Here is a 14182-nt window from a genome sequence, read left to right as displayed (position 1 = left end):
CCCGCTCCACACGGACCCGCGGCCTCCCCGTCCGCCCCCCCCCCCCCCCGCCCACCCCGCCCCCCCCCCCCCGCCCCCCCGCCCCCCCGCCCACCCGCCCCCCCGCGCCCCCCCCCCCCCCCCGCCCCCCCCCCCCCCCACCCCGACCCCCCCCCCCCCCCGCGGCGGCGCGGGGGGCCCCGCTCCGGCCCCGCCCCGCCCCCCGCCCGCGCGCGGCGCCGCGCCCCCCCCCCCCCCCGCCAGCACCTCCCGGAACACCTCGGTGGACCGCGGACTGCGCTCGCACTCCCACACCCCGTGCGGGCAGTAGTCCGTGATCGTCTGGTAGACGGGCGGGTGCTGCGCCATCCACGCCAACATGGCGCGTACGAACTCCGGGTTGTCGCCGTTGCGGAACAGCCCCCACTCCGGGTACGAGACGGGCTTGCCGTGCGCCGCCGCGAACTCCACCTGGTGGCGCAGCCCGTACGGCTGGTTCACATAGTCCGCGAAGCCCTCGCCCGGCGGCTGGTCGTAGCTGTCCATGCCGATGATGTCCACCACGTCGTCGCCCGGGTAGCAGGTCGTCCACCCGATGGCGTCCTCGCCGCGGCTCGGCGCGAAGTCGAAGCGGAACCGCTGCCCCGGCACCGCCCGCATGGTCGTCACGATGCGCCGCCAGTACGTGCGCCAGGCCCGCGGCTCGGGGGCGCACCGGCCGGTGTACGTCAGGCCGTTCATCTCCCAGCCGAGTACGACGACCGTGTCGGGGGCGCCGCGCCGCACCAGCCGCTCGGCCAACGTCCTGAAGTGCCGGTCGAACTCCCCGCCCGCGCCCCGCCGCAGCAGCCCGCGCACCTCACGGTCCGACACGCCCGCCTCGTTGCGCTCCAGCATCGGCACGTTCAGCACCAGCAGCCGCGCCGGATCGGCCCGCCGCCAGGTGGTCCAGGCCCGCAGGAACTCCGGCCGGCCCTCGATGTTGGACCACAGGTCACCGGGGAGATAGGTGTGGCCGACGCGCAGCGGCGGGCCGTCCAGCCACTGCTGAAATTCAGTCATCCGCCGTAGCGCAGCGGGCCCCGAGCCGAGGAAGGCCCCCATCGGCGCCGCCGCACCCGAGGCCACCTCGGGCACCGGCGCGACGTGCGGGCCCGGGGTCCGACCGGGCGGTGTGGGGGAGGGCTCGGGCGGCGCGGGAGCGGGGGCGGGCGCCGGGTCACGATGCGCCGCACCCACCGGCGACGGCCGGGCCCCACCGCCGGTCCCACCACCCCCGCCGGTCACCAGATCGAGCCCGCCCCAGGCCAGGGCGGCGCAGACCGCGGCCACCCCGACCGCCCGGACCGCCCTGCGACCTCGGCTGACCATGACCGCTCCCTCCGCCCCACACCCGCGGGGACACCCAGCTTGCTGCGCCGAGGCTGAGGTATTCCACACCCCCACACCCCACAAAACCTCCACCGCCCCCGCACCACCGGGCCCCCCGACCGTGCCCCGGCGCGCACCGCGGCCCCGCCGCGGCACACGCCCGGGCGACCGGGAACACGGCCGCCCCCACGCCGTACGCCCCCACGCCGTACGCGGCCGGGGGAGCGGGGCCGCCGTGGCCGCACACGTCACCAGGGACGCGGGCGACCCGCACCCCCCACTCCGGGCGCCAACCACCAGCCCCGACCACCGGTCACCAGCCCCCGTCACCCATCACGCATCACGCATCACCAGCCCCCGCCTACCGCTCGCCCAGCGCCAACCACCGCACGTACTCCGCCCGGTCCAGCGGATTGCCGTCCGCGCGCTCGCACCGCGGCACCGGCCCGCTGACCGGCCCGTCGCCCGACGGGCGCGCCCACCACACGCCCTCACCACCCGTCAGCCCGGGCAACCGCCGCTGCACCGCGTCCACCTGCCGCGCGGGCACTGCACCCCGTACGCACCACGGCCGCCCCGCCCCGCCGGGCGCCGCAGCCCCCGCAGTCCCGGCGTGTTCCGTCGCCCCGGCGGGTCCCGTCGCCGCAGCCGGGCCCGACTCCGCGACCTCCGCCCCCACCGAACCGAGCACTGCGAGCGCAGCGGGCAGGTCGGGCTGCGGAACCTCCAACTCATAGGCGTGGTACGGCTCGTAGACCCGGGTCCCAGCGGCCTTCAGCGCCGCCATCAGCACCAGCGGCGTCAACCTGCGGAAGTCGGTTCCGGTGCTCATCACACTGCTGAAACCGCTCCGGTGGAGCGTCACCACGCAATCGGTCACCGGCCACCCGTACACGCCCTGCGCCAACGTCTCCCGCACCGTCGACTCGATCGCCCGGTGGAAGGCCAGCGGCAGCGAGCCGAGTTCCACACCGAGCCGGTAGACCACGCCAGAACCGGGCTCACCCGGCTCGACCCGCAGCCCGATCGATGCCCAGAACAGCGTCTCCGCCCGGTCGCCCATGCCCTCGTACGCCTCCGCCCGCCCCACCGGCCGCTCCAGGCACCGCACCCGGCTCGGCTCGAACGCGGCGTCGATCCCGAAGTCTCGGCTGAGCGTCGCCGCGATGACCTCCTTCTGCACCTCCCCGTACAGCAGCACCGCCGTCCCCCGGCCCGGCACCGTACGCGCCCCGATCAGCGGGTCCTGGTCGGCCAGCGCGGTCAGCGCGGCGTGCAGCCGCGGCGCCTGGGCCGGCGTGCGCGGCACGACGACCGACTCCAGACCGGGCGGCGGGAAGGGCCGGGCGCTCACCGGCGGCACGCTGCCGCCCGCGTCGGCCGGGTCGCCGAGCAGGTCACCCACCCGCGCGGCGGCAAGCCCCCACACCCGCGCGATGTCCCCGCCGTTCATGGCCGGCTGCCCGGCGGTCGCCCCCGGCCCGCCGGAGCGCGCCGCAGGGCCACCGGCCGGCCGGGCCCCGACGGGCCTGACCACCTCCAACGCCGTGATCCGCGCGGCCTGTTCGGTGACCGTGCCGTCGGCCGCGCGCCGGTAGAGCCCCACCCGCTGGCTGCGCCGCAGCGCGCCCGAGCGGATGCGCACGTAACACACCTTCGCCCCGCCGGCCGCCCGCTCGACGGCGAAGACCGTGCCGCGCACCGCGCCGTCCCCGGCCCGCTCGCCCGGCGTCGGCAACAGCCCCACGACGCCGTCCACCAGTGCGGCCACGCCCTCGCCGGTCAGCGCGGAGCCGAAGTAGAGCGGATGCACGAGGCCGGCCGCGGTCTGCGCGCGCAGCGCCGCCTGCAACTCCCGGGGCGGCGGCGCCCCGGGGCGCTCCACCCCCCGGGCGAGCAGGCCCTCGTCGGGCGCGGCGAGCACCCCGGCGAACTCCGCGGCCACCGCGGGCGCATCCCATGCCCGCGGCCGGGTGGTGGCGCGTCGCGTCCCCACGTCCAGGACCTCGTTGACCGCGAGCACCTGCGGGGACAGCGTCCGCCGTAGGTGTGCGAGCAGTGCGGCGTCCTGAGCGCCGGTACGGTCGATCTTGTTGACGAACAGCAGCGTCGGCAGCCCCAGCGCGCGCAACGTCTTCATCAGCACACGGGTCTGCGGCTGGACGCCCTCGACGGCGGAGACGACGAGCACCGCCCCGTCGAGCACCGCGAGCGCCCGCTCCACCTCGGCGATGAAGTCCGGGTGCCCGGGGGTGTCGATCACGTTGACCTGACGGTCACCGACCAGGAACGGCGCGACCGCCGTCCGCACGGTGATGCCGCGCTGCCGCTCGATGTCGCCGCTGTCGGTCTGCGTGTCGCCGGCGTCCACGCTGCCGAGCCGATCGATGCTGCCCGCGTCGAACAGCAGCCGCTCGGTCAGGCTGGTCTTCCCTGCGTCAACGTGGGCCAGAATGCCGATGTTCACAGTGGTCATGGGTGGCGAAGTCCTCGGAAACACTCGTCAGATGGGGGACCTGGGAGATTCCGAAAGCTCGCCGCATCTGCCGCTCCTTCGCCGTACGCATGACCGCACCCACCACCGATTCGGCAGGCGCCGCAGCATCCTCCCACCCCCGCCCCGCACCGGCACCCGAATTACGCCCGGCCTCACGGGTCCGGCCCACGCACCCGCTCCACACGGACCCGCGGCCTCCCCGTCCGCCCCCGCGCGCACTCGCACACCCGGCCCACGCGCCCGCTCCACACGGACCCGCGGCCTACCCTCCGCCGCGCGCCCACCCGCACACCCGGCCCACGCGCCCGCCATCGCGTACCGCACCCACCCGTCGGGCCCAGGCGCCCACATCCCCCTAGCAACCCCCACGGCGCGGATTTCTCGACACCGCCCCAGACAGCCCGAAGGGGGCCCCGCCGGGCGGGACCCCCTCCAGATACTTCTCGTACGCGCCGAGACCTGCCGCACACCCCGGGCCGGTGCGCACTCCGAGCCGACGCCAGCCCCGGGCCGACGCGCGCCCGAGACGGTACGCGCCCCGCAGTACCCGATCGCTAGCGACCGGCCCCGTCCGCGGCCCGGAGCGCACTGGTCTGCGCGCTCGCGCTCTCCACGACGTCGTGCGGGCAGGCCGTACCGCGCGGGAACTTGTAGCGTCCACCGATGTGGTACGTGCCGGGCTTCGGCGCGTGCAGCACCGTCCACTCGTCCTCGGGCTCGCCCTCGGGCACCTCCTGGACCTCCTTGGTCAGGCAGCCCTGGGTGTTCATCGGCGCCGCGCCGTCCTCGCCCGCGCGCGGCGGCTCGACGTTCTTGCCCTTGCCGTCTATCAACCCGAGCCACGGCGAGTACGGCACCCGGATCAGCACCGGACCGGCCGCCCGCACGTCTATGGTCAGCTCCTCCGCGCCCGCCCGCGTGACGGTGGCGGCACCCTCGGCCATCGGCGTGGGGTCGACGACCCGGTACAGCTTCCAGTTCTCGTCGGCCCAGACCTTGTCCAGGTACGGCAGGCCCTTACTGACCAGCTTGGCCTCGGCCTCGCCCGCCCCGTCGAGCCGGTCCTTCGGCAGCACCACGAAGTGCACCGCCCAGCGCCCGAGCCACGCCCGGTAGCTGTCCGGGGTGAGCCGGTCCTCCTCGTAGAAGATCGGGTTCCGCCCCTTGTCCGCCTGCCGGTTCCAGCCCCGGGCCAGGTTGAAGTGCGGGGCGATGGCGGAGGACTCCACATGGCTCTGGGCGGGGACCACCTCGACCCGACCGCGCTCGGCGCCCGCCCGGTCGAGCTGGTCGAGCAGCGGTTGCAGCCGGTCCTGCCCCCACGACTCCGACGGCGTGGTCTTGATCACATCGGCCGTCGACTGCGACGCCTGCCCGATCGCCACCACCGCGATGGCCACGGTCAGCGCCGCCCACTTGCGACTCAGCGCCCGCGACAGGCTCAGCCGCGGCATCTTGAACGGCGGCACCACGGCCAGCAGCACCACACCGCCGAAGATCATTCCGAACCGGGTGATGTTGGACCCGATCTGCGAGGGGATCGCCCACACCAGCACCACCGCGAGCCCGTACAGCAGCGCGGCCACCCGGACCGTCCGCCACTGCTTGGGCGCGAAGAAGTACGCCGCGGCGGCGCTCAGCAACGGCACGATCACCGAGGTGAAGTCCATCGGCATGGTCCCCGAGAACGGGAACAGCCACGCCGAGAGCGCCACCACGATCGACGGCGTCACACCCAGCGCGTACGCGGCCGGGCGCCGCTTGGTGACCCACAGCGCGGCGGCCACGATGCCCACGTACAGACCGGCGACCGGGCTCGACAGGGTGGCCAGCGCGGACAGCGTCGCCGCCGCCCCGCCCCTGGCCAGCCGGTGCGACCAGCGCCGCGAGCGCCACTTCCGGGGCCAGGCGAAGATCACCGCGACCGCCGCCAGCCCGAACATCAGGCCGAGCCCGAACGTCACCCGGCCCGAGACGGCGTTGAAGGTCAGCGCCACGGCCGCGTACAGCGCCGGCAACATCGGCCGCCGCACCGCACGGCTGCGCACCAGCAGCAGCGCCACCAGCCCCGCGGAGAGCGTGCCGACGATCACCATCGTGGTCCGCACGCCGATCTCCGCCATCAGATACGGCGAGATCACGCTGTACGAGACGGGGTGCATGCCACCGAACCAGGCGAAGTTGTACGCGTACCCCGGGTACTCGGTGGCGAAGGTCGCCCACGCGTCCTGCGCGGCCAGGTCGCCGCCGCTGTTGGCGATCAGCAGCACCCACAGCAGGTGCAGCACGCCGGCCAGCGCCAGCGCGGCGCCCACCGGGTGGACCAGGGCCCGCACCGCGCCCCGTCTGATCCGCGCACCCAGGTCGGCGGGCACCTCGATGCCAGTCGCCGGTCTGTCCGTCTGCTCGCTCGGCTGCCTATGCTTCGTCTGGGCACATCCGGCGGCGTCATCGCCGCCACTGACGTGGGCCCGCGCCGGGCCGTCGGTGGTCACTGCGGTTCTCTCCCCAGTCTTCCCCGAGGTCTGCACTTGCCGTCGATGCTCGCCATCGACGCTTGTCATCGACCCGGTCCCCCCGGGACCCGCCCCAGCGCTTCCGGCTTGAGAGCGGCCTTCGACGCTAGCACAGCACCGACCGCGACTAACTTGCCGCTCGATCCACCCCATGGATCACCCCCCACGGACCAACCACCCCCAGCCACCCCACACCCCCACCCAAACCTGGGCCCACAGTCCCGGCGGGCACCACAATCGGTCACGGCCGGACATCGGTACGTACCGGTACGCACCGGGCGCACCCGGGTATCCGCCGCGCCGCCCCGCGTGCCCAGTGACCGTGACCACTCGGGCACGACCGGTCCCGTGATCCCAGGCCGTGAAGTGATCGGCGGCTCGCCGCGTGGGCGCGGGGTGGGGTGTGATGACGAACACGGAGTGACATGCAAGGCGCCCTAAACGTGGCCACCTCACCGATACGTCTTGGGCGGGCTCGCCTTCCAAGCTCCGTTGAGGGAGTTGTCCCAAGTGCCGTCTCGGTCGAAGCTGGCGGCCGGACAGCCACGGGACATGGGCGCCGCGGCACTATGGCGCCAGCGAGCGTCCCCGATCCGGGCTATTGCGTGGCCGCAGAGTCGGCAGACTGTCCTTCTGTCCTTGCGCCGGTCGAAGTCGTCACATCCGACCAGCACCGCAGACCACGGATACTGCCTTCCGCCGCGCGAAGCCGCTAGGAGCGCCTTCCATGACGCAGGTTCGACGGTCACTCTCCGAGCTGCTCACAAGGTCGCGGTGCGCGAACGTGTGACTGCCTGCGCTCTTCCGATGCGCCGAGCTTTGCGAAGTTCTCCCTAGCTTCAGTCGGAGTTACACGATTAGGCCCTCCGGCATATTCATCGGCATTCTGGTCATCTTGTCCAGAAAATTCCCAGCCGCATACGGGACAAATTTCAAACCACCCCTTGGTCTCAAGAGTGATGAACCGACAGCAGGGACATGGAAATCGCTTCATTGCATTATTTCTCCGTGCCTGGGATTTTTTCATCCCAATACTTCCTGGCTCACATATCAGAGGACTTTCTGGTGCGGTCAATTGAGCTATCACAGTAGCCCCCTGCTAGCCGCAGGGGGCTACTGTGGCTGAGGTCTCCGGCTGGGGTCGGGGCGCCTCTGCCTACCTGAGCCCTCGGTGTTGCGTCCATTCCTCGACCGCCGAGAGCATCGCGGTCAGCCACGGGGTATAGCTGACCTGGCCTCCCGGGTCTGAGCTTCAGGGCGCGGCGCCCTCACAACGCCAGCCTCCCGACCGATGCCGGCGCAATTTCACTGTTCGGGGTGGGCCAGGCCAAGTCCACACCGCTAGCCTCCAGGTGGCGGCTCAACCCCGTGCCCCAGCACCATGTGCACCTGCAAGGCATCGACGACCTGGGCAGCGGCAGGCGCGGCAGCGGAACCCAAGGCGTCATTCAGCAGATGCCTGAACCTCGCGCACTGCGGGCAATCGACGGGCCGTGCCGCTCCGTCCGGCGACATCGCCAGCCGCAACAGCTCTTCCATGGAGGACAATTCCGCCACGGTCGCACCCTCCAACGTCATGTGCGATGTCGGCGACGGCTCGAACTCAACGGGCCTGCCTACGGTTTCCGCCACAGGTCGTACGCCGTGGGCCGCACGGCGCTCCCGGGAGTCACAGATGCCGGCCGCCCGGTCCATCGCCTGCGCCAGCACCCACCGTGCGAGCCTGTCGTCGCCCCGGCGGGAAAGGATGAGGCGAGCGCTGAGCTCGCACGCCTCGACCAACTCGCTCTGCATCAGCCGGGGAAACCAGGTCCACGCGATGCTCTCCTGCATGGCGCACACCAGCCAGGGAATATCCGCTATCGCCCGGTCCCGGTGTTCGCCCTCATCGAAACGTACGAGAGCGGCAATGCGCCACAGTTCCCGAGCGAAGCTCATTTCTGGCACGAAGGAATTCACCTCATTACACAAGGCAGATATCAGAGCAGGGTGGGAGCCCGCTTCCCGCAGGGCCAGGGGGCGCAAGCCGGGGGCCTCGCGCACAACGCCTGCGGAGAGCGGGAGTTGAGGGGGTGGGAGGTGCTGATGTGCGGCTCAGACCACGAGGTCGGCCACAGCCATCAGACGAATGCGGCGGCGCCCCGCATGCCGGGGGATGCGCCAATGGCTCCAGGTGGGCACCGCATCGGGGTCGTCATCAATCCGATCCCCGAGTTGCACGTCGGGGTTGCGCACTGGGTTTCTGCGTACGTGATCCGTGTACGCAACCCGGCAGCGAGGTCTACGGCGACACCCACTCCACCCGGACGTCGGAAGAGCCGTACAGATTCAGAGGCCCGGCCGACTTGGGGCGGAGTTCCGGACAGACCTCCGTGTTGCCGCACCGGCACGGAGGCCACTGCAACACATCACCGAGTAGCGGTGAAGCGAATTGTGGTGCCTGCGGCGCCTCGCCATCCCCTTCGCCATCGTCCGTACGGTCGCTCGCGGAGCCCGTGGGCGACGTAGTCACCTTCTTGGGAGCTGTAGCCGTGGTCCACGGTAGGGCGTGTGTGCGCATGTCATCCTCTCCCGTGCCGGAGAGCAGTTGAGCCTTGCTCAGCGCCTCCGCACCGTGCGTGATCTGGTGACCACTGTGCAATCACGCACGAGCCCAGCCCAGGGACAGGATGTGCGAGCACTCAACCCGGGTAGGACACCACGTCCTGGTCAGACATCAATTTCCAGGCGGACGGCCAAAGCGGTGATGGGAGAGCTACGTCGACGCTCACGTTCCCGCAACTCCGCCACCAGATGTCGGGACGTGGAGTGGTACCGCATCCATTCCGGGGCCGTTCGCTCGGCAGCGAGCAGGGCCCTCGTTGCTTCAAAGTCGCGGTTCATTTCCGCGTAGGCGAGCGCAACATCCAGATGATGCCGAGCGCGCCAGGTAGGCGGAATGCCGCCGACGTCGGAAATCCTCTTGGCGTGGCTCAGTGCCTTGTCCGGCTTCCCCATATCCACGTATGCGTTCACTGTCGCAACCGCTGCATTCGTGGGTCCGAAGGGCGTCGCGTAGTCGAGCCGATCCGTTCCTACCCGTGTGGCCGCGGCAGCGGCCAGCGAGAGCAGGTCTTCCGCCGTGTCGGACCGCTCGGCCCGAACTGCGGCACTCGCACCGCGGAGTAAGAGGATTCCCCACAGTGACAGTTCGATGGGGTCGGAGCGGAATCCGGGTTCGATGCGCTCGGCCATCCGCACCGCGACGTTCTCAGCATCTGTGATGCGCCCTTGTTTGGAGAAGATCCAGGAAAGTGTGGAGACTCCGATGACCTCCAGATGCGGGTCGTCGGACTGCTCGGCCGCTGCCATCGAACGTTCCAGAGCTGTATACGCGGCGTCCTCTTTGCCGAACGCGGTAAGAGTCGTCGCAGTCACCTGATAAGTCTCAGCCAGTACCGCAAAGGCCGCGGCCCGGTCTTCCCCGGTGTACTCACGGACAGCAGCGCGGGCATCGGTGAGCAGGGTCGGCAGGAGCGCGGTGATCTTCCTCAGCTCTCCCTGGCGGCGGATACGTTCCGTACGCCGGATGCTGTCGCGTAATTGGGCGATCGTGGGTGCTGGAGCGTCTTCGGGATCGCCGACTCCGGGAAAGCCCGAGAGCGGTGTCACCGCCTGCCGCAGGGCGAGCAGGCTCGGCGGCTCCGTCTCATTCCTCGGCTCCAACACTTTGGGGGCTCCCAGCAGGACGGACGTCTCCACGTCCAGAGCCCAAGCCAATTTGTTGAGCGTGCTCATACGGGCCGTCATGCGCTGGTTCTGTTCCAGCTTTCGAATCGTGTCCACGCTGAGTCCGGCCTTCTCCGCAAGCTGTTCCTGCGTCAGACTCCGACGCAGGCGCAGTTCCGCCAGCCGATCTCCCAGTGTTGTCGCCATGGTCCCACCCGTCGGAAGAGTGCAGCGTCTTGGACCAAGGTATGCCCACGCCCGTCCGGCTCGACCGCGCTCAGGACCCCGCCGATGACGTGCCCGGCACAGGTCCAACAGCGGCGCGAGACGAGAGAAAGGTGCTCGGGAGGGAGCCCCCACCGCATGGATACGCGACTAATACACGACTCCCACTGGCGACGCCCTCCCCACACACCTGCGGCAGCATGCCGTACGGAAGCCGGCCAACCCCGCCCACCGACGGGGCCCCGCAGCTTCGTTCGCGGGGTTGTCGGTGAGAGGAAACAGGGACGGTTCCAAACCGTTCCGGCGCCAGCCAGCCAGCCAGCCAGCCAGCCAGGTGGGCCTCGGCACCCTGAAAGGGGCCGGCCCACTGACGAATGGCGCTCAACCGGTTGTACCCCGCAGAGACCTTTCGGGTCGGACCAGGAAGTTCCCTCGGCCGCTGGTCACGCGCTGGTCACCTGAACCCCGAAAAAGCAAAAAACCCCTGCTCAACAGGGGTCTTAGCTGGTGTCCGAGGGGGGACTTGAACCCCCACGCCCGATAAAGGGCACTAGCACCTCAAGCTAGCGCGTCTGCCATTCCGCCACCCGGACTAGGTGTCTGTCGGCCGGGCCGTGCCCGTTCCGACGTGGAAAACCATAGCAAACATCCGGGGGTGCTCGATCACCCGGCCGGACGGCCCGTGGACCCGTGTGACGAGCGCGTATCGGCAGTATTTCCGCCTTGGGCTGGGCACGGCGGCGCGGGAGTATGGACGGCGGAGCACGCCTCGGGCGACCCCGCCCGGGGGCGGACGCGCGGCGTACGAACGACGAGGAGGCAGCGTGAGCGAGTCGAACCCGGCCGGGACCGGTTCCAGCGGCATCACCGGCGAGGACGAGGTCGTCGACCTGTGCCGGGACCTGATCCGCATCGACACCAGTAACTACGGCGACCACTCGGGCCCCGGCGAGCGCGCCGCCGCCGAGTACGTCGCGGAGAAGCTCGCCGAGGTGGGCCTCGAACCGCAGATCTTCGAGTCGCACCAGGGCCGGGCGTCGACGGTCGCGCGCATCGCGGGCGAGGACCCCTCGCGGCCGGCCCTGCTGATCCACGGGCACACCGATGTCGTCCCGGCCAACGCGGACGACTGGACGCACCACCCCTTCTCCGGGGAGATCGCCGACGGCTGCGTCTGGGGCCGCGGCGCCGTGGACATGAAGGACATGGACGCGATGACGCTCGCGGTCGTCCGCGACCGGCTGCGCACCGGCCGCAAGCCCCCGCGCGACATCGTGCTGGCCTTCCTCGCCGATGAGGAGGCGGGCGGTACGTACGGGGCGCGCTACCTGGTCGACAACCACCCGGGCCTCTTCGAGGGCGTCAACGAGGCGATCAGCGAGGTCGGCGGCTTCTCGCTGACCGTCAACGAGAACCTGCGGCTCTACCTCGTGGAGACCGCGCAAAAGGGCATGCACTGGATGAAGCTCACCGTGGACGGCACGGCGGGCCACGGCTCGATGATCCACAAGGACAATGCGATCACCGAGCTCAGCGAGGCGGTCGCGCGTCTCGGTCGCCACCAGTTCCCGGTGCGCGTCACCAAGACCGTACGGTCCTTCCTGGACGAGCTCTCCGACGCGCTCGGCGTGCCGCTCGACCCGGAGGACATGGACGGGACGCTGGAGAAGCTGGGCAGCCTCGCCAAGATCATCGGCGCCACGCTGCGGAACACCGCCAACCCGACCATGCTCGACTCGGGTTACAAGGTCAACGTGATCCCCGGCCAGGCCACCGCGCACGTCGACGGCCGCTTCCTGCCGGGCTTCGAGGAGGAGTTCCTGGCCGACCTGGACCGCATCCTCGGCCCGCGCGTCAAGCGCGAGGACGTGCACGCGGACAAGGCCCTGGAGACCACCTTCGACGGGGCGCTGGTGGACGCCATGCAGACCGCGCTGCGCGCCGAGGACCCGATCGCCCGCGCCGTGCCGTACTGCCTCTCGGCCGGCACCGACGCCAAGTCCTTCGACGACCTGGGCATCCGCGGCTTCGGCTTCGCGCCGCTGAAGCTCCCGCCGGAGTTGGACTTCGCCGGGATGTTCCACGGCGTGGACGAGCGGGTGCCGGTGGACGGGCTCAAGTTCGGGGTCCGGGTGCTCGACCGGTTCATCGACGCTTGCTGATCGTTCGGTGTCGCTGAGGGGTGTCGACGGGTCCGGAATCGACACGTTTCGCAAGTGACACCCGGGGCGTTAGCTGAGAAGAGTGAACGCCCTGTTTGACGCGTTGCTCGAATACTTCCCCTTCGTTACAGGGTGTGCGGTCCGCGGCTGGGGCCGCATTGCCAACAAGGAGGAAGAATGATCAAGAAGGTCGTCGCTGCTGCGGCTGCCACTGGTGGCCTGCTGCTCGCCGGCGCGGGCGTCGCCGCCGCCGACTCGGGCGCCCAGGGTGCTGCCGTGGGCTCGCCCGGCGTGATCTCGGGCAACAACATCCAGGTGCCCGTCCACGTGCCGGTGAACGTCTGCGGCAACACCATCTCCGTGATCGGGCTGCTGAACCCGGCCCTGGGCAACACCTGCATCAACAAGTGACGTTAAGCCTCGCCCCCGCAAGGGGGTGAGACCCGGGCGGCCCCGGAGTGCGCGCCATGCACTCCGGGGCCGCTGGGCATTGGCGCGGGGCGCGCTCGCGCTCCCGTGTCTTCCGGACGGCAAGAATCAGGGGAACCAAACCTATGCGACAGGTCGCGAAGAAGGGCCTGATCACCATGGCCGCCGCGGGTGGCGTACTCGCCGTGGCCGGCGGTTACGCGCAAGCGGACTCGGCCGCCAGCGGTGCCACCACGAGCTCACCGGGCGTCCTGTCCGGCAACAACGTACAAGTGCCGATCCACATCCCGCTCAACGCCTGCGGCAACACCGTGGACGTGGTCGGCGCGCTCAACCCGGCAGCCGGCAACAGATGCGCCAACGTGGACGGCAGTGGCACCACGGGGAACGCCAAGCCGGGCAAGACGCCAGGCAAGACGGCACCCGGTAAGACCGCGCCCGGTAAGACCACGCCCGGCGGGACCGGGAAGCACACGGTTCCGGGGCAGACCGCTCCGCGACCTGGCGGCGTGCCCGCGCAGGGCACGCAGTCCGGTGGGGCGCTGGCCCAGGGCGGCGCCCACGGGTCGCCCGGCGTGGGCTCGGGCAACAACCTCCAGGTGCCGTTGCACGTGCCGGTCAACGCCTGCGGCAACACGATCAACGTCATCGGGCTGCTGAACCCGGCGCTCGGCAACAAGTGCGCCAACGACGCCGGCCCGGTGGTCCGCGAGACGCCGCCGCAGCCGCCCGAGCGGGAGGAAGTGACGCCGCCGAAGCCCAAGCCCAAGCCCGAGCCGAAGCCCGAGGGCAAGCCCCGTCCGGAGCCGGCGCCCAAGCCGGAGCCGGTCAAGCCGCCGCACGCCGAGCAGCCGCCCGGGCCCTGGGTGCAGACGCCCCCGCAGACCGAGACGCACATGGAGCGCGGCCCCGAGCTGCCGGCGTCCCGCTCGGAGCGCCCTGCTGAGGACCTGATCTCCAAGGCCACCGACCAGCTCGCCGCCACCGGCGCCGGTTCGTTGGCCATCGCCCTGCCCGCCAGCGCCGGCCTGCTGCTCGCAGGCACGGTGCTCTACCGCAGGTCGCGCGCGGCCTAACCGCTGCCGCAGGCACCGCCCCGCCCCCGGCGACCGGGTCGGCCGGGGCGGTGCGGGCCGATCCGACACCAGCGGGTGCGGGTCGGTGACCACGGGTGGAGCGCGGGGGGGGGGGGGGGGGGGGGGGGGGGCGGCGCCCGCCGGCGCCCCGCGCCCCCCCCCGCCCCGCCCCCCGGGGGGGCGGGGGGGCGGCGCGCGCGGGGGGGGGGGGGGGGGGGG

At 71.4% G+C, this 14182-nt stretch carries 8 protein-coding genes, 1 tRNA gene and 1 pseudogene; 3 read left to right on the top strand and 7 right to left on the bottom strand.

What is annotated here, in order from left to right; translation table 11 throughout:
- Positions 1-213 precede the first annotated feature (213 nt).
- The 7 genes and pseudogenes from AAHZ94_RS14765 to AAHZ94_RS14735 all read right to left on the bottom strand — a co-directional run.
- Positions 214-1350: pseudogene (locus AAHZ94_RS14765) on the bottom strand (glycoside hydrolase family 26 protein); the annotation flags it as partial.
- Between the two features lie 361 nt (positions 1351-1711).
- Positions 1712-3826 (bottom strand): GTP-binding protein, encoded by a 2115-nt coding sequence (locus AAHZ94_RS14760; RefSeq protein ID WP_349993331.1) that lies wholly within the window; start codon positions 3824-3826, stop codon positions 1712-1714.
- Between the two features lie 575 nt (positions 3827-4401).
- Positions 4402-6411 carry a DUF8823 domain-containing protein gene (locus tag AAHZ94_RS14755; RefSeq protein WP_502964676.1) on the bottom strand — a complete coding sequence of 670 codons (2010 nt, stop codon included), beginning with the start codon at positions 6409-6411 and terminating at the stop codon, positions 4402-4404.
- A 697-nt stretch (positions 6412-7108) separates the two neighbouring features.
- Complete coding sequence (locus tag AAHZ94_RS14750; protein ID WP_349993332.1) at positions 7109-7357, bottom strand: CPCC family cysteine-rich protein; 249 nt, start codon at positions 7355-7357, stop codon at positions 7109-7111.
- Between the two features lie 347 nt (positions 7358-7704).
- Positions 7705-8322 carry a hypothetical protein gene (locus AAHZ94_RS14745; RefSeq protein WP_349993329.1) on the bottom strand — a complete coding sequence of 206 codons (618 nt, stop codon included), beginning with the start codon at positions 8320-8322 and terminating at the stop codon, positions 7705-7707.
- 750 nt (positions 8323-9072) lie between these two features.
- Positions 9073-10278 carry a helix-turn-helix domain-containing protein gene (locus tag AAHZ94_RS14740; RefSeq protein WP_349993328.1) on the bottom strand — a complete coding sequence of 402 codons (1206 nt, stop codon included), beginning with the start codon at positions 10276-10278 and terminating at the stop codon, positions 9073-9075.
- 523 nt (positions 10279-10801) lie between these two features.
- A tRNA-Leu gene (locus AAHZ94_RS14735) sits at positions 10802-10889 on the bottom strand.
- A gap of 231 nt (positions 10890-11120) precedes the next feature.
- Here AAHZ94_RS14735 and AAHZ94_RS14730 point away from each other — a divergent pair.
- The 3 genes from AAHZ94_RS14730 (at position 11121) to AAHZ94_RS14720 (ending at position 13963) form a co-directional block, all read left to right on the top strand.
- On the top strand, positions 11121-12458 hold the full coding sequence (locus tag AAHZ94_RS14730) for a M20/M25/M40 family metallo-hydrolase (protein WP_349993327.1): 1338 nt from the start codon (positions 11121-11123) through the stop codon (positions 12456-12458).
- Positions 12459-12635: 177 nt separating this feature from the next.
- Complete coding sequence (chpH, locus tag AAHZ94_RS14725; protein ID WP_349993326.1) at positions 12636-12869, top strand: chaplin ChpH; 234 nt, start codon at positions 12636-12638, stop codon at positions 12867-12869.
- Positions 12870-13012: 143 nt separating this feature from the next.
- Positions 13013-13963 (top strand): chaplin, encoded by a 951-nt coding sequence (locus AAHZ94_RS14720; RefSeq protein WP_349993325.1) that lies wholly within the window; start codon positions 13013-13015, stop codon positions 13961-13963.
- The last annotated feature ends 219 nt before the right edge of the window (positions 13964-14182 follow it).

The sequence above is a fragment of the Streptomyces sp. HSW2009 genome, from assembly GCF_040240285.1.
In the GTDB taxonomy this organism is placed as follows: Bacteria; Actinomycetota; Actinomycetes; order Streptomycetales; family Streptomycetaceae; genus Streptomyces.
The sequence above is the reverse complement of the archived record's forward strand: the minus strand, read 5'-3'. Positions and strand labels throughout refer to the sequence as shown.

Excerpts from the sequence above, each read along its gene's own strand:
- AAHZ94_RS14755 (WP_502964676.1), bottom strand. The coding sequence starts at position 6,411 with ATGACAAGCGTCGATGGCGAGCATCGACGGCAAGTGCAGACCTCGGGG.
- AAHZ94_RS14740 (WP_349993328.1), bottom strand. The coding sequence starts at position 10,278 with ATGGCGACAACACTGGGAGATCGGCTGGCGGAACTGCGCCTGCGTCGG.
- AAHZ94_RS14750 (WP_349993332.1), bottom strand. The coding sequence starts at position 7,357 with ATGAAGCGATTTCCATGTCCCTGCTGTCGGTTCATCACTCTTGAGACC.
- AAHZ94_RS14720 (WP_349993325.1), top strand. The coding sequence starts at position 13,013 with ATGCGACAGGTCGCGAAGAAGGGCCTGATCACCATGGCCGCCGCGGGT.
- chpH (WP_349993326.1), top strand. The coding sequence starts at position 12,636 with ATGATCAAGAAGGTCGTCGCTGCTGCGGCTGCCACTGGTGGCCTGCTG.
- AAHZ94_RS14760 (WP_349993331.1), bottom strand. The coding sequence starts at position 3,826 with ATGACCACTGTGAACATCGGCATTCTGGCCCACGTTGACGCAGGGAAG.